At 73.8% G+C, this 17741-nt stretch carries 14 protein-coding genes and 1 pseudogene; 5 read left to right on the top strand and 10 right to left on the bottom strand.

Features of this window, described 5'->3' with window-relative positions:
* Positions 1-1147 (top strand): geranylgeranyl reductase family protein (locus tag AB0O00_RS14015; RefSeq protein WP_363651434.1); only part of this gene is annotated, 1147 nt, incomplete at its 5' end.
* A gap of 116 nt (positions 1148-1263) precedes the next feature.
* On the opposite strand, the gene AB0O00_RS14010 is transcribed toward AB0O00_RS14015, so the two are convergent.
* The 3 genes from AB0O00_RS14010 to AB0O00_RS14000 all read right to left on the bottom strand — a co-directional run bounded on the left by AB0O00_RS14010 (position 1264) and on the right by AB0O00_RS14000 (position 5247).
* Positions 1264-3567: a glycosyl hydrolase family 18 protein gene (locus tag AB0O00_RS14010; protein ID WP_363651432.1), complete on the bottom strand. Its 2304-nt coding sequence runs from the start codon at positions 3565-3567 to the stop codon at positions 1264-1266.
* A 266-nt stretch (positions 3568-3833) separates the two neighbouring features.
* A complete protein-coding gene (locus AB0O00_RS14005) occupies positions 3834-4241 on the bottom strand; it encodes a RidA family protein (RefSeq protein ID WP_363651430.1) in 408 nt (135 codons plus the stop codon).
* 109 nt (positions 4242-4350) lie between these two features.
* Positions 4351-5247: an ATP-grasp domain-containing protein gene (locus AB0O00_RS14000; RefSeq protein WP_363651428.1), complete on the bottom strand. Its 897-nt coding sequence runs from the start codon at positions 5245-5247 to the stop codon at positions 4351-4353.
* 177 nt (positions 5248-5424) lie between these two features.
* Between AB0O00_RS14000 and AB0O00_RS13995 the strand changes: the two genes are divergently transcribed.
* A complete protein-coding gene (locus AB0O00_RS13995) occupies positions 5425-6198 on the top strand; it encodes an enoyl-CoA hydratase family protein (protein WP_363651426.1) in 774 nt (257 codons plus the stop codon).
* Between the two features lie 68 nt (positions 6199-6266).
* On the opposite strand, the gene AB0O00_RS13990 is transcribed toward AB0O00_RS13995, so the two are convergent.
* Positions 6267-7094: a maleylpyruvate isomerase family mycothiol-dependent enzyme gene (locus AB0O00_RS13990; RefSeq protein WP_363651424.1), complete on the bottom strand. Its 828-nt coding sequence runs from the start codon at positions 7092-7094 to the stop codon at positions 6267-6269.
* A 229-nt stretch (positions 7095-7323) separates the two neighbouring features.
* On the opposite strand from AB0O00_RS13990, the gene AB0O00_RS13985 reads away from it, so the two are divergent.
* On the top strand, positions 7324-8079 hold the full coding sequence (locus AB0O00_RS13985; protein WP_363651422.1) for a DapH/DapD/GlmU-related protein: 756 nt from the start codon (positions 7324-7326) through the stop codon (positions 8077-8079).
* Positions 8080-8109: 30 nt separating this feature from the next.
* Here AB0O00_RS13985 and AB0O00_RS13980 read toward each other — a convergent pair whose 3' ends face one another.
* Both AB0O00_RS13980 and AB0O00_RS13975 read right to left on the bottom strand, forming a co-directional pair.
* Positions 8110-8763, bottom strand: coding sequence for a HutD family protein (locus tag AB0O00_RS13980; protein ID WP_363651421.1), 654 nt, complete (start codon positions 8761-8763; stop codon positions 8110-8112).
* A 126-nt stretch (positions 8764-8889) separates the two neighbouring features.
* Entirely contained in the window at positions 8890-10020 is a 1131-nt protein-coding gene (locus AB0O00_RS13975) for an MFS transporter (RefSeq protein ID WP_363651442.1), read from the bottom strand.
* A gap of 227 nt (positions 10021-10247) precedes the next feature.
* On the opposite strand from AB0O00_RS13975, the gene AB0O00_RS13970 reads away from it, so the two are divergent.
* Positions 10248-11426 carry an ROK family protein gene (locus AB0O00_RS13970; protein ID WP_363651440.1) on the top strand — a complete coding sequence of 393 codons (1179 nt, stop codon included), beginning with the start codon at positions 10248-10250 and terminating at the stop codon, positions 11424-11426.
* A gap of 147 nt (positions 11427-11573) precedes the next feature.
* Positions 11574-12707 carry a PLP-dependent cysteine synthase family protein gene (locus AB0O00_RS13965; protein WP_363651438.1) on the top strand — a complete coding sequence of 378 codons (1134 nt, stop codon included), beginning with the start codon at positions 11574-11576 and terminating at the stop codon, positions 12705-12707.
* A gap of 72 nt (positions 12708-12779) precedes the next feature.
* Here AB0O00_RS13965 and AB0O00_RS13960 read toward each other — a convergent pair whose 3' ends face one another.
* From AB0O00_RS13960 to AB0O00_RS13945, 4 genes and pseudogenes are all read right to left on the bottom strand, one after another.
* Positions 12780-13121 (bottom strand): DUF6191 domain-containing protein, encoded by a 342-nt coding sequence (locus AB0O00_RS13960; RefSeq protein WP_363651436.1) that lies wholly within the window; start codon positions 13119-13121, stop codon positions 12780-12782.
* A 154-nt stretch (positions 13122-13275) separates the two neighbouring features.
* The gene (locus AB0O00_RS13955; protein WP_363651419.1) at positions 13276-15735 is read right to left on the bottom strand and encodes a right-handed parallel beta-helix repeat-containing protein; all 2460 of its coding nucleotides are present in this window, start codon (positions 15733-15735) and stop codon (positions 13276-13278) included.
* 269 nt (positions 15736-16004) lie between these two features.
* Positions 16005-16898: an MOSC N-terminal beta barrel domain-containing protein gene (locus tag AB0O00_RS13950; protein WP_363651417.1), complete on the bottom strand. Its 894-nt coding sequence runs from the start codon at positions 16896-16898 to the stop codon at positions 16005-16007.
* 347 nt (positions 16899-17245) lie between these two features.
* Positions 17246-17741 (bottom strand): annotated as a pseudogene (locus AB0O00_RS13945) (hypothetical protein); the annotation flags it as partial.

Below are 17741 nucleotides of genomic sequence, written 5' to 3'. Positions count from 1 at the left end.
GGTCGGCGCCGGGCCGGCCGGGGCCTCGGCCGCGCACGCCGCCGCCGTCCAGGGCCGCCGGGTGCTGCTGCTCGACAAGGCCGAGCACCCCCGCTACAAGACCTGCGGCGGCGGGATCATCGGCCCGTCCAGGGACAGCCTGCCGCCGGACTTCCGGCTGCCGCTGCAGGACCGCGTGCACGCCGTCACCTTCGCCTACCAGGGGCGCTACACCCGGACGCAGCGCTCGAAGCGGATGCTGTTCGGCCTGGTCAACCGGGACGAGTTCGACCTGCGCCTGGTGCAGGCGGCCAAGCAGGCGGGCGCCGTGCTGGTCACCGGAGTGACCGTCACCGGCGTCGAGCAGCGCGGCGGGGAGCACCGGACGGCGCTGGTGACGGCCGCGGACGGGCGCAGCTTCGAGGCGCGCGCGGTGGTCGGCGCGGACGGCAGCGCGAGCCGGATCGGGCGGCACGTCGGCGTCACCTTCGACCAGATCGACCTGGGCCTGGAGGCGGAGATCCCGGTGCCGCCGCAGGTCGCCGCCGACTGGGCGGGCCGGATCCACCTCGACTGGGGCCCGCTGCCCGGCAGTTACGGCTGGGTCTTCCCGAAGACCGAGTCGAGCAGCCTGACCGTCGGCGTCATCTCGGCGCGCGGCGACGGGGAGGGCACGAAGCAGTACCTCGCCGACTACGTCCGGCGCCTGGGCCTGTCCGGCTTCACCCCGAGCGTCGAGTCCGGACACCTGACCCGCTGCCGCGCCGAGGACTCGCCGCTCTCGCGCGGCCGGGTGCTGGTCGCCGGCGACGCGGCCGGCCTGCTGGAGCCGTGGACCCGCGAGGGCATCTCGTACGCGCTGCGCTCGGGCCGGCTGGCCGGCGAGTGGGCGGTGAAGGTCGCCGAGGCGGGCACCGCGGCCGGGGTGCGGCGCGAGGCGCTCAACTACGCGTTCGCCATCAAGGCGGGCCTCGGCGTGGAGATGCGGGCGGGCAAGCAGCTGCTGGCGGCCTTCGAGCGCCGCCCGTACCTGTTCCACGCCGCGGTCTGCCTCGTGCCGGCCGCCTGGCGTGCGTTCGCCCGCACGACCCAGGGGCACACGACCTTCGCCCAGGTGCTGCGCCAGTACCGCGCGGCGCGCAGGCTGTCGGCGCTGGCTTCGCGGTAGTCCGGCAGGGCTCTCTTGGCCTGATGGTCAGTCAATTACGTTGACTCGCAGGGGGTATGGAACTGCCGGGGGCGTGAGGGATTTTCCCTCGCGGCCCCGGCAGCGTGGCGGTCCGGTTACTGGAGGCCGGTGTCGATCGCGGACATCAGGGTGCCGCTCGGGGTGTCGCCGGACAGCTCCCAGATCATGCCGCCCAGGAGGTTCCTGGACTTGAGGTAGGCCGTCTTCTGGGCGATCGACCAGGGGTCGTCGAACGTCCACCACTGGCCGCCGGCGCCGGTATAGCCGTAGGTCGCGACGGCCTGCGGGTCGTGGTGGACGGTCAGGCCGGAGACGCTGGTGACGAGGTTGTCGTAGCCGCGGGTGCCGGCCTCCTCGGCGAACTGGCCCGGCGCCGCCCCGGTCGCGGACTGCCAGGTGCCGGACGCGCCGCCGTCGGCCACGCCCTGCCAGCCGCGGCCGTAGAACGGGAAGCCGATGGTGAGCTTGCGCGGGTTGACGCCGGCGCCGAGGTAGGCCTGGACGGCCGCGTCCACGCTGAAGTGGAACGGGTACGGGTCCTTGGGGTCGGCGTTGAGGTTGGCCTGGTGGCCGGTGCGGTTGGGCTCCCACGAGTTGTCGCTGCCGGAGCCGTGGAAGTCGTAGCCCTGGACGTTGGCGATGTCGAGGGAAGCGAAGATCTTCGTGAGGTCCCAGCCCGCGCCGATCTTCGCCGGGTCGGCCGGGGTGAAGGCGGTGAGCAGCTTGTGCGGGCCGCCCAACGCGTCGAGCTGCCTGCGGAATTCGGCCAGCAGCGCGGTCAGGTTGGCCTTGTCGCCGGCGCTCCAGTGGTTGCCCGCGTGGCCGTCGCCGGAGCCGGGCCACTCCCAGTCGAGGTCGATGCCGTCGAAGATCCCGGCCGCCGTGCCGGGGCCGCCCGCGCCGTTGTAGGCGGGCAGGTTGCCCTTGATCCACACGTCGACGCAGGACTGGACGAACTTCCGCCGGGAGGCGTCGGTCGCGGCGACGTCCGAGAAGAACTTGGAGTACGTCCAGCCGCCGAGCGAGACGACCACCTTCAGGTTCGGGTACTTGGCCTTGAGCTTCTTCAACTGGTTGAAGTTGCCGCGGAGTTTGCCCCAGCCGTCGTCGGCGACGCCGTCCACCGACTGGGCGGCGCTCATCGGGCGGGCGTAGTCCGCGTCGGCGTCGCCCGCGCCCGTTCCCTGGTCGGGGTCCTGGGGGTTGGCGGTGGTGCCCTTGGTGACGCCGGCGAGGCAGGTCAGGTTGGTCGGATCGATGTTCTCGAAGGCGTAGTTGACGACGTCGAGCTTGGCGGCGCTGCCCGAGGTGTCGAGGTTCTTGACGAAGTACTGGCGGCCGTAAATGCCCCACTGCACGAAGTAGCCGACGCGGGCGTACTTTCCGGCGCCGACCAGGTCGGAGGTGGTGACGCCGAGCGGCGCGGAGGCGGGGGAGGAGACGTCGGCGGGATTGCGGGCCTTGACGGTGAACGTGTAGGCGGTGGACGGGGAGAGGCCGCCGACGGTGGCGGTGAGCGTGCTGCCGCCGACCGTCGCCACGAGCGTGCCGCCCTGGTAGACGTCGTACGCGGCGACCCGGACGCTGTCGGTCGCGGCGTTCCAGGCGAGCGTGACGTCGGTCGAACTCACCGCCGTGGCACGGAGGTTGGCCGGCGCGGTGGGCGGGTTCGGGTCGGTCGCGGGGTCGAAGGTGGCGGCGGTGACGGGCGCGCTGGGTCCGCTCGCGTTGCCACGGGTGTCCTTGGCGCGGACCGTGAGCGTGTACGTGGTGGCCGGGATGAGGCCGGTGACCACGGCGCCGGTGGTGGCGCTGGAGCCGACGACGGTGGCGCCGTTCAGGACGTCGTACCCGGCGACGGGGAAGTCCCCGGCGGTCGCGGCCGGCCAGCCGAGCGTGAGCGTGTGGGCCGTCGACTCGACGACGGACGGCGTACCGGGCGCGGACGGCGGGACGTCGGCGGTGCCGTCGCACTTGTCGCCGTTGACACGGCAGTTGAGCGGCGCGCCGATGGGACCGGTGCCGACGAACCAGAAGCTGTACGGCTCGGTGGTGCCGTGCGCGGGGACGGTGGCGTTGTAGAACGCGTTGGTGGCGGTGACGTGCCGGCCGCTGACGGTGGCCGTGCCGTTGTAGCTGTTGCCGATGGTGACCCCGGCCGGGAGGTCGAACTCCAGCGTCCAGCCGGTGACGGCCGCCGGGTTGTCGTTGTGGACGATGTACGTGCCCTGCCACCACGAGCCGTTGTCGGCCGTGACGAACGTGGCGGTCAGCTTGCCGGCGGCCTGGGCCGGGGTGGCCAGCGCGGTGAGCGCGGCGAGGGGGAGCAGGAGGACGGAGAGCAGCGCGAGCAGCCTGCTGCGCACGCGCGGGCGCCCCGCCCGGGATCGAGCGGACATGGTTCTCCCTGTGTGTGGGGGTTGGACAGGGTGAGGTAGAACCGGTGCTGGTGATCCGGGTGCGATCGGTGCCCGCGCCGTGGGGAGGCGGGGGCATGGGCACTGTAGGAGGACTGGACCAATGCGTCAACAGGTCTGAACCACTGGAGGGTTGGGGGGAGGCTGGACCGTCCTCGGAGGGTGCCGGCGGGGTGGGGGGTGCCGTGGGGCCCGCCGTTCGGCCCACCGTTCGGTAGGTCGGGCGGCGGGCCCTGGGGGCGTGGTGGCTATTCCTGGACGAGTGCGAGTGCCTCGATCTCGATCAGCACCTCGGGCAGGAACAGCGCCGCGACCTGCACCGCGGAGCTGGCCGGCGGATTGGCGGTGTTCACGTGCTCGTCGCGGGCCTCGCGGATGGCGGGCAGGTAGGCGATGTCGGTGACGAAGATCGTGAACTTCACGACGTCCTCGAAGCCGGCACCGGCCGCGGCCAGGCAGTGGCGCAGGTTCTCGAACACCTGGCGCGCCTGCGCCTTCGGGTCGCCCACGCCGATCAGGTTGCGGTGCTCGTCGAAAGCCACCTGGCCGGAGACCTGGACCAGTCGGCCGGTGCCGGTGACGACCTGGGTGTAGCCGGTGCCGGGGGCGACGCCGGGCGGTTCGGTGATGTGGGTGAGGTGCTGGTTGCTGGTCATGCGGGCCATCGTGGCGCATGGCGGGACGGCGGCGCATTCCCGTTTCGCCGTACGCCGGTGATGTACGCGCGGGTACGCCGAGGCGAGGCGGGCGGCGGCCCGCCCGGGGTCAGCGGACGATCTCGGGCAGGTCGCGCAGGAAAGGGCGGTCGGTGGAGGGGAGTTGGGTGAGCGGCCCGGCGGCCCGCAGCACGACGTCCAGGACGCCGTCCGGGTCGGCGGCGTAACCCCCGCTGGCCCAGGCCGCGTTGGCCTCGACCACGGCCCAACCGCCGTCCGTCGGGCCGACGTCCACCACGGCGGCACTGGGCAGGGCGGGTCCGTCGGCGGCGAGGACGTCGGCGGCGAACGCGAGGACCTCGGCGGCGTCCGCACCGAGCGGTGCGACGCTCAACTCCCCGTCCACCGCGTACCGGGAGGCGGCGCGGACGGTGCCGTCGAGTACGAAGAGCCGGTACTCGCGCCGGAACCGCACCACCTCGCTCACCTGCACCGGCGTGTCCCCGTCCAGCACGTCGGGACCGGGCAGCGCGCAGCCGTCGTCGTAGACGCGGGCGGCGAACACCTTGTCCGCCGGCGGCTTGACGAACGCGGGACCGCGCAGCCGTCGCGCCTCGGCCAGCGTGGTGCAGGACACCCGGCGGCCGGTCAGCTCGCGCGGCAGCTCGGCGAGCCAGGTGGCGGCCGGCTCCAGGAGCGCGAGCCCGAGCGCCTGTCCGACCGCGTCACCGAACAGCGGACCGCCGTACACGTGCACGTGCGCCGCCGATCCGAGCAGTTCCTCGGGCGCCTGCCACGACGTCGCCGTGAACGCGCGCAGACCGCGGCGGCCGGCGGCGGTGCGCAGCTGGAGGCCGGTCTCGTTGATCCGCGGTGCGAGCAGCAGGACGGTGTCGGTGGCGCCGGAGGTGTTCGTGGTGGTGTGCGCGGAGGTGTGCGTGGGGGTGTGTGCAGGGGTGTGTGCAGGGGTGTGAGCGGGGGTGGTCGTGGCGGGCGTGATCCTCATGGCGCCGATCGTGCCGTTGACGGTGTGGTGCCCACCACCGGTTTTCCGTCCATTCAGCCCCCGGTGGCTCTGGCCGAGGGGCGGGTGCGCGTGCCAGAGTCGTGCGGGCGCCGTCCGGGCACCCCGGACGGCGCCCGCGGTCCGACCCACCCTCAGCCGGAAAGCAGGCCCCCGCCGATGACCAGCGAAGCGCCGTTCGTCCACGTCACCACCGCCGACGCCGTCACCACCCTCACCCTCGACTCGCCGCACAACCGCAACGCGCTCTCCACCCGCCTGATGGCCGAGCTGCACGCCGGCCTGGCGCTCGCCGCGGCCGACCCGGACGTCCGGGCGGTCGTCCTCGGGCACACCGGCAAGGTGTTCTGCGCGGGCGCGGACCTCTCCGAGGCCACCGGCGCGGACCCGACGGTCGGCCCGCGCGGCCTGGTCGAGCTCCAGCGGGCGATCGTGGACTGCGCGAAGCCGGTGATCGCCGTCATCGACGGGCACGTGCGGGCCGGCGGCCTCGGCCTCGTCGGCGCCGCCGACCTCGCCATCGCCGGACCGGCCGCCACCTTCGCGTTCACCGAGGTCCGGCTCGGCCTCGCGCCCGCCGTCATCTCCCTGCCGCTGCGCCCCAAGCTCGACCCGCGCGCCGCCTCCCGCTACTACCTGACCGGCGAGGTCTTCGACGCCGCCGAGGCCGCCCGGATCGGGCTGATCACCCGCGCCACCGCGTCCGCCGAGGACACCGGCACCGCGCTGAAGGAACTGCTGGACGCGCTGCGCCAGGGCTCGCCGCAGGGGCTCGCGGAGTCGAAGCGGCTGGCGAACGCGGAGGTCGTGCGCTCCTTCGAGCGCGACGCGGACGAGCTGGTGGAGCTGTCGGCGCGGCTGTTCGGGTCGGCGGAGGCGCAGGAGGGGATGCGGGCGTTCCTGGAGAAGCGGCCCGCGCGCTGGGTGCGCTGACGCGGCGGGCCGTTACTCCGGTCCTCCGGGGCGCTCTACCGGCGCTCTGCCGGTGCTCGGCCGGTTTCTCAGCCGATGACGGCCGTCTCGCGCCAGAGGCGGAGCAGGTCCTCGTCACCGGTGTAGGTGGTGGCTCCGGCGCGCTCGGCCGGGACGCGGTTCCACAGCAGCGGGTACAACTCGTGGGCCGGGCCGGCGATGGTGAGGTCGGCGGGGAGGTCCTTCTCGTCCGCTCCGTTCGCTCCGTCCGCTTCGTTCGCCAGGGCGGTCGTCACCACCGGCTCCTCGCTGATCGTCACCTGCCAGGCGCTGGGGCCGGTGCTGGTGCCGGGGCCGGTGCTGTGGCCGTCGGTGGCCCGGATCAGGACGGTGCGGGGCTTCTCGCTGCGGAGCGTCGAGCGCGGGCGGACGAGGAAGCCGCGCAGCAGTTCGTCGACGCCGTCCAGGGCGAGCGCGGTGTCCGTCCGCGGGCCCTCGGCGCCGGCCGCCGCGTCGGCGTCGAGGCGGTGGATGGCCGTCTCGTGCGCCTGGCGGCGGGCCCAGAACGCCAGCGGGCTGGGCGCGGGGAGGAAGAACCAGCAGTCGACGTCGGCGGGCGCGGCCACCAGCGTGTCCACCAGGGCGGCGTGGCCCTCGCGGTACCAGTCGAGCAGCGCCGCGTCGGAGGGCATCGGGCCGACCAGCTCGTTCTCGCCGTCGAGGTTGAGCGGCTCCCGCAGGCCGTGGGCGGGGTGGGCTGTGGCCCAGCGGTGGACCACGCCGACGTGCCGCAGGAGGTCGGCGACCTGCCAGTCCGGGCAGGTCGGGACGGGTGCGGTGAGGCCGGCGCGGGCGGCGGCGTCGGCCAGCAGGGTGCCTTCGCGGCGCAGTGCGTCGATGTGCTCGGAGATCTCCATGATCGGGAGTGTTCCACGGCCGGCGGACCTCGGTCCCGGTGATCGTCGAATGCGGCGGGACGGTAGTGGCCACGGGGGTTGGAAGCCGGGGCGGTGGGTGGGGCGGCGGGCGATGCGGTGTGCGGGTCGGCGGGTGCGTCGGTGGGTGGGGCGGGTGCGGTGCGCGGGGCCGGTGTGATGTTGGCCGCCCGGCCGCCGGACGGACCCTACGGGCCGGTAACGTGAGCGCATGCCGAAAACCCGTTCCCTCCTCTCCGCCGTCCGGGCCGGTGGCCGGCGTGCCGCCGGACGCCTCGTCCACCGGGGCTGGCGCTGGGTGCAGCGGACCGGCGCGGTCAGCAACCAGAGCCCGGGACCGTACCGCTTCGGCGAGTTGGGGGACGGGACGACGCTCGCGTTCCCGCTCGGGGCGGTGTTCAACGAGCAGTGGATCACGATCGGACCGTTCTCGATCATCGGCGAACGGGTCACCATCAGCGCGGGCTTCCTGCCCGGCCTCGACCTCGGGCCCGAAGCGATCGTGCGGATCGGCGGCGGCTGCGTGATAGGCCGCGACAGCCACATCGTCGGGCACCAGTCGATCGTCCTCGGCGACGACGTGTGGACCGGGCCCGGCGTCTACATCTCCGACCAGGCGCACGAGTACCGCTCCACCGACCTGCCGATCGGCAAGCAGTGGCCGCGCAACGAGCCCGTCGAGATCGGCTCGGGCAGCTGGATCGGCACCGGCGCGGTGATCCTGCCGGGCGCCCGGATCGGCCGCAACGTGGTGGTGGCGGCGGGCGCCGTGGTGCGCGGCGAGGTGCCCGACCACAGCGTCGTCGCGGGGGCGCCGGCCAAGGTCGTGCGGCGCTGGACGGCCGAGGACGGCTGGCAGCCGCCGCTGCGGCACGAGCCGCCGCAGCCCGTGCCGGACGGTGTGACGGCGGAACAGCTGCGGGCCCTGGTGGGGTGGGACCTGCGCTTGCCGGGCGAGTCTGCCTGACGGCGGGTTCGTGAGGGCAGGGGCTGCGCGTCAGGCAGTGGGGCGGAAGGTAATGACGGCGGTGATGCCGTCGGGCTGGAGCCGGAACGGGCCGGGGCGGGCGAGCAGGGCGGCGTCGTAGCGGGCGAGGTTGGTGACGGCGGCGGTGCCTGCGGTGTCGCCTGAGGCGTCACCTGAGGTGTCGCCTGAGGTGTCGCCTGAGGTGTCGCTTGGGACGTCGATGGTCGCGGAGCCGGCGAGGCAGACCGCGAGGACGGAGCCGCCCGGCGGGACGTCGGCGGACGTGGGCGCCGAGGTGACGATGGTGACCTCGGCGGTGACCTTCCCGCGACGGGTCATCACGTTGAAGTCGACGACCGGGCCGGCGAGCAGGTGGCAGTCCGTGGTGGCGTCGCCGAGGAAGGCGAACGGCCGGTAGGGCGTGTCGATCCGGTGCTCGGCGCCGTCGACCGTGAGCACCATGCCGGGACCCTCGACCAGGGTGATCACCCGGTCGATGCCGGGGAACGGGGAGAACGGACCGGCGGTGGCGACGTCCGCGAGGCTGACCCGCCATTCGAAGCCGTCCAGCCCGGCCCCGGCGGGGAAGCCGGCGACCTCGCGGGTCACCCCGCCCCCGTTGAGCCATGCCGTGGCCGGGCGCTCGCTCGCCCGGAGTGTCTGGATCCGCCCGGTGGTCGTCATGGGCGGCATCATGCCACTGCGGGGGTGGACGGGGTGACGGCGGACAGATAACAGCTGACAGATAACAGATGTTGAAATCTGTCATCTGTCATCTGTCATCTGTCCGGCGCCGGTTGTCCGCGCCCGTCAGCGCCGCCGCACCGTCAGCGGCAGGAGCGCCCCTGCCGCCGCCGCGACCGCGACGGTGGTGAGCGCGAGCGGAAGGCTGGCCGCGTCGGCGAGGAAGCCGATGACCACCGGTCCGATGAGCATCCCGCCGTACCCGAGCGTCGACGCGAGCGCGACGCCCTGCGGACCGCCGGCCGTACCCGCACGGGCGATGGCGAGCGGGAACAGGTTGGCCAGGCCGAGGCCGACCAGGACGAACCCGCCGATGGCCACGGGCACCGACGGCGCGAGCGCGGCGACCAGCATCCCGGCCGCCGCGGTGAGTCCGCCCAGGAGCATCAGCCGGGTCTGCCCGAGCCTGATGGACAGCCACGTGCCGCCGACCCGCCCGCTGGTCATCGCGAACGCGTACGCCGCGTAGCCCGCCGCGGCCGTCCCGGCGCTCGCGTGCACGTCGTCGGTGAGGTGGAGCGTCGTCCAGTCCGCGATCGCACCCTCCCCGTACGCGGTGCACAGGGCGGTGAGGCCGAGCAGTACGACGATCAGCCCGGCGCGCGGGGCGGCGCCACCGGTCTCGTTCGCACCGCTCCCACTCCCGCTACTCCCACCCGAGACCTGCGGAGCCTCCGGGCTGCGCAGCAGGACGACGCCCGCCGCCCCGGTGATCGCGAGGCCGAGCAGCCCACCGAGGGCGAGCGTCCAGGAGGCGCTCAGGGTGCCGGCGAGGAGTCCGCCGACGCCCGCGCCGACCAGTCCGCCGAGGCTGTACCCGGCGTGGAAGCTGGGCATGACGGGCCGCCGGAGCTGCGCGACCAGGTCGACGGCGGCGCTGTTCATGGCGACGTTCGCACCGCCGTACCCGGCGCCGAACAGCAGCAGCACGCCGCCGAGCGCGGCCACCGAATGCGTGTGTGCGGGCAGCGGCACGGCAAGGCTGAGCAGGGCGAGCGACCCGACGGTGACCGGCCGCGAGCCGTACCGCAGGCAGAGCCGGCCGACCAGCGGCATGGTCAGGACGGCGCCGATCGACAGGCAGAGCAGGGCGAGTCCGAGGGCGCTGTGCGAGGCGTTGACCTGGCTGCGGACGTCCGGGATCCGGACCACCCAGGTCGCGAAGAGGAAGCCGTCGACGGCGAAGAACGCGGTCAGCGCGAGGCGCGCCGGGCTCCAGGGGCTGTCGGTCCCCGGGGGTGTGCTGCGAGACTGGTGGGTGTTCCGGTCGGTAGGGGCAGAGGCACGGATTTTGTTTCGAAGCGACACAAAGTCACAATAGGGTCGTGCAGCTCTCATCATCAAGTCCGAAACCGGGCACCGGGACCGACTCCGAGGCGCAGCGCGACGCCCATCGCCGTGCCGCCCCCGATCGCGGTCGGACGCTGCTCGGCCCCGCGCTCTCGCTCATCCACACCGGTCAGACGCCCACCCGCTCGGCGCTCACCCGGGCGCTGGACGTCACGCGCGCCACCGCCGGTGCCGTCACGGCCGAGCTGGAGGCGCTGGGCCTGATCACGGTCGACTCCCGTCCGGCGGGCGGCGGTCGCGGGCGGCCCTCGCACCGGCTCGCGATCGATCCGCAGGGCCCGGTCGTGATCGCGGGGCAGATCCACACGGACGGGCTGAGCGTCACGCTGGCCGGGCTCGGCGGGCTCCTCGACCCGCCGGTCCACCTGCCGCTGCCCGCCGCGACCGACCCGGTCCGGATGCTGCGCGCCGTCGCCCAGGCGGGTGCGGAGCTCGCACGCTCCACCGGCCGGCGCTGCCTCGGTGCCGCGCTCGCGCTGCCCAATCCGGTCACCGAGCCGGACGGCACCGCGCTGGCCGCCCTGCACTTCGCCTGGCCGAGCGGCACGCCGGTGGCGGACCTGTACGACGTCGAGGTCGGTCGCGCCGACCACGGTCCCAACGCGCTGGACCCGCTGCCCACCGCCATCGCCAACGACGCCAACCTCGCCGCGCTCGCCGAGTACCGGCATGGCGCCGGGCGCGGTGCCCGCCATCTGCTCCTGGTCACCTCGGGCCACAGCGGCGTCGGTGGCGCGCTGGTCATCGACGGGCGGCTGCACACCGGAAGTGCCGGGCTCGCGCTGGAGGTCGGCCACCTCACGGTGGATCCGCAGGGCCGGCCGTGCGTGTGCGGCAACCGTGGCTGCCTCAACTCGGAGACCGACCCCGACGCGCTGTTCGCGGCGGCCGGGCTCACCCCCGAACCGGGGCGTCCGGTGCTCGACCAGGCGCGTGACCTGTGCCGGGCCGCGGCCACCGACGAGCGGGCGCGGGCGGCCGTCGAGCACGTCATCGACCGGCTCGGGCTCGGGCTGGCCGGTGTCGCCAACATCCTCAACCCGGACCGGGTCGTGCTCAGCGGCCTCCACCTCGACCTGCTGGAGGCGGCGCCCGAGCGGCTGCGCGCGGTGGTCGCCGAGCGGTGCCTGTGGGGGCGCAGCGGACGGGTGCCGATCGTCGGCGCGGAGCTGACGGACAGCGCGCTCGCCGGTGCGGCGGAGCTGGCGTGGCGGCCGTACCTGGCGGACCCGCAGTCGGTGCAGGTGGGCTGAGGACGGGTGCCGGAGGGTGGCGTCGCACCAGGGATAAGCGGAAGCTGGTGCTCCGAAAATTGTCACTTATCGTGACTCTCATACACTCGTAGTGAGCAGTGGGGGGTCAAGACGAGGAGAGTGACCATGAGCACCGAGCTGGGCGCCATGCCGGCCGCCGCACCGGGTGCCGGACGCGGCATCGAGCCGACCGTCGACGTCGACCGCACCGACGCGGACTACCGCGCCTGGCTCAAGGAGGCGGTCCGCAAGGTTCAGGCCGATGCCAACCGGTCCGCCGACACCCACCTGCTGCGCTTCCCGCTGCCGGCCGAGTGGGGGATCGACCTCTACCTCAAGGACGAGTCCACCCACCCGACCGGCTCGCTCAAGCACCGCCTCGCCCGCTCGCTCTTCCTCTACGGGCTCTGCAACGGCTGGATCCGCCCGGGCAAGCCGGTGATCGAGGCGTCCAGCGGGTCCACGGCCGTGTCCGAGGCATACTTCGCGCAGCTCGTCGGGGTGCCGTTCATCGCGGTGATGGCCAAGAGCACCAGCCAGGCCAAGATCGACCTGATCGAGTTCCACGGCGGCGAGTGCCACCTGGTGGAGCGCTCGGACGAGGTGTACGAGGCGTCCGCGCGGCTCGCCGAGGAGACCGGCGGCCACTACATGGACCAGTTCACCTACGCCGAGCGGGCCACCGACTGGCGCGGCAACAACAACATCGCCGAGTCGGTCTTCGCCCAGCTGCGCCTGGAGCCGCACCCGGAGCCGGCCTGGATCGTCGCGACCGCGGGGACGGGCGGCACCTCGGCGACGATCGCCCGGTACGTCCACTACATGCAGTACGACACCCGGATCTGCGTCGCGGACCCGGAGAACTCCTGCTTCTTTGACGGCTGGGTGGACCACGACCCGGACGCGGTGTGTGCGAGCGGCTCGCGGATCGAGGGCATCGGCCGGCCCCGGATGGAGCCCAGCTTCGTGCCCGGCGCGATCGACCGGATGATGAAGGTGCCGGACGCCGCGTCGATCGCGGCGGTGCGGGTGCTGGAGCAGGTGCTCGGGAAGAAGGCGGGCGCCTCCACCGGGACGGGGCTGTGGAGCGCGCTGAAGATCGTCGCCGAGATGCGGGAGGCCGGTCGGCAGGGCAGCGTCGTCAGCCTGATCTGCGATCCGGGCGACCGCTACCTCGACAAGTACTACTCCGACGACTGGCTGGCCGGCGAGCGGATCGACATCGCGCCGTACCGGGCCGCCCTGGAGTCGTTCCTGGCGGGCGGGGCCTGGGTGGGGTGACGGCGTAGGGCGAACGGACGACAGCTGACAGATAACAGATTTCGAAATCTGTCAGCTGTCAGCTGTCAGCTGTTACTTGTCAGTCGTCATCTGCCGACGCCCGCCCGCGGCCCCTTCCGCACTCCCGCCCCGCCGGATCACGGCCCGCCCGCCAGCGAGGTCGATCCCGGTGCGCCTCGGAGCGCCGTCGTGCTCGTCGTCCCGCAGCACCAGCTCGACGCGTCGCTGCTCCAACTGCACGCGTTTGCCCGGGTAAAGCAGCGCGTGGAGTTCCTCGGTGGCCGTCGCTCCCGTGCCCCGCGTGGAGCCGTCCGCCGGGCGCGCTCTCAACTTCCGCACCACAGCACCGAGGAAGAACAGGATCACCAGGGCAGCCGGTAACAGCAGCCCACCCGCGGCACCCGTCAGTAGCATGCTCACGCAACCTCCAACGGGCCTGCCCCATCGATCGGTTCCGTCCCGCGTGGTCGTCGGCGGGCAGCAGGTTCCGGACCGGGCCCGTCGCGTCCGGGGCGGCGGTGTAGGGGTTGCGGGCGTCCTGGCTGTCGCAGAGCAGTGTGACGTAACGTCAGGACGTCCGCGCCGCCGGCAGGTCGGTCGGGACGAGGAGTTGGAGCTCCTCCGTCGACGGGTCGGCGAGCTGGGCGACGCGCATCGCGTGCCGTTCGACCATCGTCTCGAAGACCTGCCGCGCCGTGCGCCCGTTACCGAAGTTGGGGCCGCGCTCGATCGTGGCGAAGTGGCGCAGCAGCGCGTCCTCGGTGGCCTCGGTGAGCGCGTACTCGTGCTCGGCGCACTGGGCTCGCGCGATCTCCAGGAGTTCGTCCGCCGAGTAGTCGGGGAAGCTGATGGTGCGTGAGAAGCGCGACGAGACACCGGGGTTGGCGGAGAGGAAGCGTTCCATCTCGGTGGTGTAGCCGGCGACGATGACGACGACCTCGTCCCGGTGGTCCTCCATCAGCTTGACCAGGGTGTCGATCGCCTCCCGCCCGAAGTCGCGGGCGCCGTCCTCGGGTGCGAGCGCGTACGCCTCGTCGATGAAGAGGACGCCGCCGCGGGCGCGGTCGAAGGCGGCGGCGGTGCGGATCGCGGTGGAGCCGATGTGTTCGCCGACGAGGTCGACGCGGGCGACCTCGACGAGGTGTCCGCGCTGGAGCACGCCGAGGGAGGCGAGGATCTCGCCGTAGAGGCGGGCGACGGTGGTCTTGCCGGTGCCGGGGGCGCCGGTGAAGACGAGGTGGCGGCGCAGCGAGGGGGCCTTGAGCCCGGCCTGGCGGCGGCGCCGGCCGACCGAGATGAGGTCGATGAGGGTGCGGACCTCCTGCTTCACGGTGGCGAGGCCGACGAGCGCGTCGAGTTCGGCGAGCGCTTCGTCGGCTGGCCGGCAGTCGGGGATCGGCGCGATCTCGGGCATGGCGGTGGGCGGGGCCAACGCCGCGACGGCGGAGGTCAGTTGGGCGGAGCGCGGTGCGGGTACCTCGGATGTTCCGGCCGCTGTTCCGGCCGCCGTCCCGAAGGCGGACCCGGCGGCGGCCGGCGTCGCGCCCGCGGCCGGCCCGACGTCGTCCGAGGTGCAGCCCTCGGCGACCGGTCCCGGTTCGGAGAACTCGAAGCCGGCCCGTTCGTTCTGTTCGGCCCGGCAGCGCAGGAGCCGGCTGCGGCAGCCGTCGATGATGTGGAAGCCGAAGCCCTTGCCGTGGGAGACCCGGCAGTCCTCGAAGGTGCCGCGCCCCTGGGCGGAGACGTACACGCCGGCGTCGGTGCTGGCGCGGACGGTGCAGTCGCGCAGCACCGGGTCGGCGCCCTTGGTGACGATGACGCCGGTGGCGACGTCGGAGATCTCGCAGTCGGTGAGGAGCCCGCCGCTGCCGTGGTCGCGGAACCACAGTCCGGTGCCGGCCTCCTGGACGCGACAGGCGGTCAGCGTCACCCCGGCGCCGCCGCTGACCGAGACCGCCGAGCTGCGGATCCGGCTGAACGAGCAGCGGTCGGCGGTGGCGGCGGAGTCGCGGTCGAGGACGAACAGCGCGTCGGGCAGGTCGTGCAGGGCGCAGTCGGTGAGGGTGAGCCGGGCGCCGTCGCTGACCCACAGCGCCGGGTACTCGCCGGTGGAGCCGTGGATCTCGCTGGACTCGGCGACGGCCTCGGTGCCCTGGTCCCAGACGGAGAGCGCGCCGCGCCCGAAGTCGCGCACGGTGCTGTGGGAGAGGGTGAGCCGGGCGCGGCCGCGCAGGTCGGCGCCGTTCTCGGGCAGGTCGTGGACGCGGCAGCCGGTGAGGGTGAGTTCGGCCTCGCCGTCGAGGGTCAGGCCGTTGCCGGTGACGCGGTGGATATCGCAGTCGACGAGCCGGCCGCCGGCCTGCGCCTCGGCCTGGACGCCGCTGCCGCGGATCTCGTAGATCTCGCAGCCGGTCAGTTCGGCGGCGCTGCCCGGGTCGGAGAGCAGGACGCCGGCACCGGCGGTGTGGTGGACGCGGCAGCGTTCGAGGGCGGCGGTGGCGCCGCCGAGGACGGCGAGCCCGGCTTGGGCGGCGGCGGCGACCTCGCAGTCCTCGAACGCGGCGGCGGTGCCTTCGCCGCGCAGCCGCAGGCCGAGGCCGCCGGGGTTGGCGACGACGCAGCCGCGCAGGGTGGGGCGGGCGCCGCCGGTGATCTCGAACCCGCTGGCGGAGCGGCTCTCGACCCGGCAGCCGCTGAAGGAGGGCACGGCCTGGGGCCCGGTGACGAGGACGGCGGGGGCGGAGCTGTCGCCGCCCTCGACGACGAGGTCGCGGACGGTCGCGGCGGCGGTGACGGTCAGCGGCACACCGGAGGGCGGGTCGATGCGGACGGTGCCGGGGCCCTGCGCCGGGACGATCGTCACGGGCTTGTCGAGCAGCACGTTCTCGTGGAAGGTGCCGGGGCGGACGGTCACGGTGTCGCCCGGTTCGGCGGCGGCGAGGGCCTCCGCGAGCGTGTCGTACTCGCCCGCGCGGCGCCGCCAGCGGGATGCGCTGTCCTGGGTGACCCGGACCCTGTGCTCAGCCATGACGGTCTGTCGTCCCCACCTTCGTCGAGCCGGCGATCATCGGGCCGTGCGCGCGGGGGTGCGCGGGCCGTCCGCCCACCGTAGCGCGCCCGCGGGGGTGCTCCGGCCGGTGCCCGCGATCGTGCGGGCACCGGCGGATCCCGTCTTCACCACATGTTCCGCCCACCGGTTTCAACGAGCGCACACACGCGTGGTTCCGGAGCGGGGGTCGTGGAGTGGGGGCGGTGGGACGCGTGGTGTGCGCGGGAGTGCGAGCGGCGGTGCTCAGCTCAGGCGCGCGCGTCGACCGGCCACTGCCGGCCGTCCTCCAGCACCTCGACCTCGTCGCCGAGCCGCAGCGTGCCGAGGACGTCGCCGTCCTGGTCCCGGAGGGCGGTCGCGGCCGGGCGTTCGGGGATGAGGTTCATGCCGAACGCGGCCTGCTTGCGCAGCCGGTGGTGCTTGGCGAGGGTGCGCAGCGGTTCGGGGCCGCGCCGCTCGCCGCTCTCCTGGTCGGTGGTGGTGACGACGCAGCGGCCGCAGGGCTTGACGACCCGGAAGGTCAGCTCGCCGATCCGGATCCGGCGCCAGCCGTCCTCGGCCCACGGTTCGCAGCCGTCGACCACGGCGTTGGGGCGGAAACGTTCCATCGGGAGCGTCTCGTGGCCCTCGGGGTGCGCGGCGGCGACGAGTTCGTTGAGGCGGGCGAGCGAGGCGGTGGTGGTGAGCAGCAGCGGGTAGCCGTCGGCCATCGAGACGGTGTCGCCGGGCTCGCCGTACTCCGGGTCGACGGGCCGGGCGCGCGGGTCGTCCAGGTGCACCAGGCGGTACTCGCCGAGGTGTTCGGCGATCCACTCGTGCGCTTCCTTGGGCGCCTCGGCGGCGCGGAAGCGGGTGCCCCAGACCTCGACCTCGGCGAGCGGGTCGCCGGCCGCGACGGCGGGGGCGGCGATCTCGATCCGGGCGCCGCCGGGGGCGGTGAGGGTGAGCGCTCCGTTCGCGCCGAGGCCGGTGCGGATCTGGCCGAGGGCGGGGTTCTCGCGCTGGCTGACGAAGCGCCCGGTGGGGTCGGCGAGCATCCAGCGGCGGTCGCCGGCGAGGCCCCACGGTTCGACGGGGACGCTGTCGGGGCTCACGCGGTACATGGACTTGACGGGGTAGACGTGGAGTCCGGAGAGCTGCATCCCTCCATCCTGCCAGCCGCGATCGCGCTGCTCGGACGCACCCTGTGCGTGCGCGCACCTCCGTGAGTGCGCCGCGCCTCTGCGGACGCGCCCCTGCGTGCGCCTGCGGCTACTTGACGGCACGCTGCGCGTTTACCCGTGAAGGCCTCCGCCGCCCAGCGAAAAGGCCTGTAGATACGAAAAGGCCTGTAGATACGCACGGACCGCCCGGACGCCGTGGGGGGCGTTCCGGGCGGTCCGTGGATGACCCGTTTCTCCGTTCGCCCGGCGTACAGGGGGCGCCGGGTGGTACTCAGGTGGTGCGGGTGCGGGCCGTGCGGGGGGTTCGGCCCTGTGGGGTCAGTGGCTCAGTAGCCCTGGCCCTGCGGCTGGTAGCCGTTCTGCTGGAACTGGCCGGGATCGCCGTACGGGCCCGGGCGCTGCGGCTGCATCGGGCGCACCGGCGCGACCGGGGCCATGGCCGGGCGCAGCTGGCCGCCGCCGAAGGACTGCTCGCCGCCCTGGCCGGGGAAGCCGGCCTGGCCCGCGCCGCCGAAGGACTGCTGGCCGCCGAAGCTCTGCGGGCCGCCGTGCTGCTGGCCGCCCTGGCCGGGGCCGAACGCGCCCGGGCCGCCGATCGGCTGCGCACCGAAGGTCTGCTGGCCGCCCTGGCCGCCGACGAAGGTGTTCTGGCCGCCGAAGCTCTGGCCGCCGGTCGGCTGGTAACCGCCGCTCGCGGTCTGCGCGAAGCCGGGCGCCGGCGGCTGCGGCCGCTGGTACGCCTGCTGGCCGCCGTAGCCGGGGAGGGGCGGCGCGGGCGCGGAGGCGTACGCGGGCGCGGACTGGGCCGGGATGTACGCGGTG

This window comes from Kitasatospora sp. NPDC093558 (assembly GCF_040683475.1).
In the GTDB taxonomy this organism is placed as follows: domain Bacteria; phylum Actinomycetota; class Actinomycetes; order Streptomycetales; family Streptomycetaceae; genus Kitasatospora.
The sequence above is the reverse complement of the archived record's forward strand: the minus strand, read 5'-3'. Positions and strand labels throughout refer to the sequence as shown.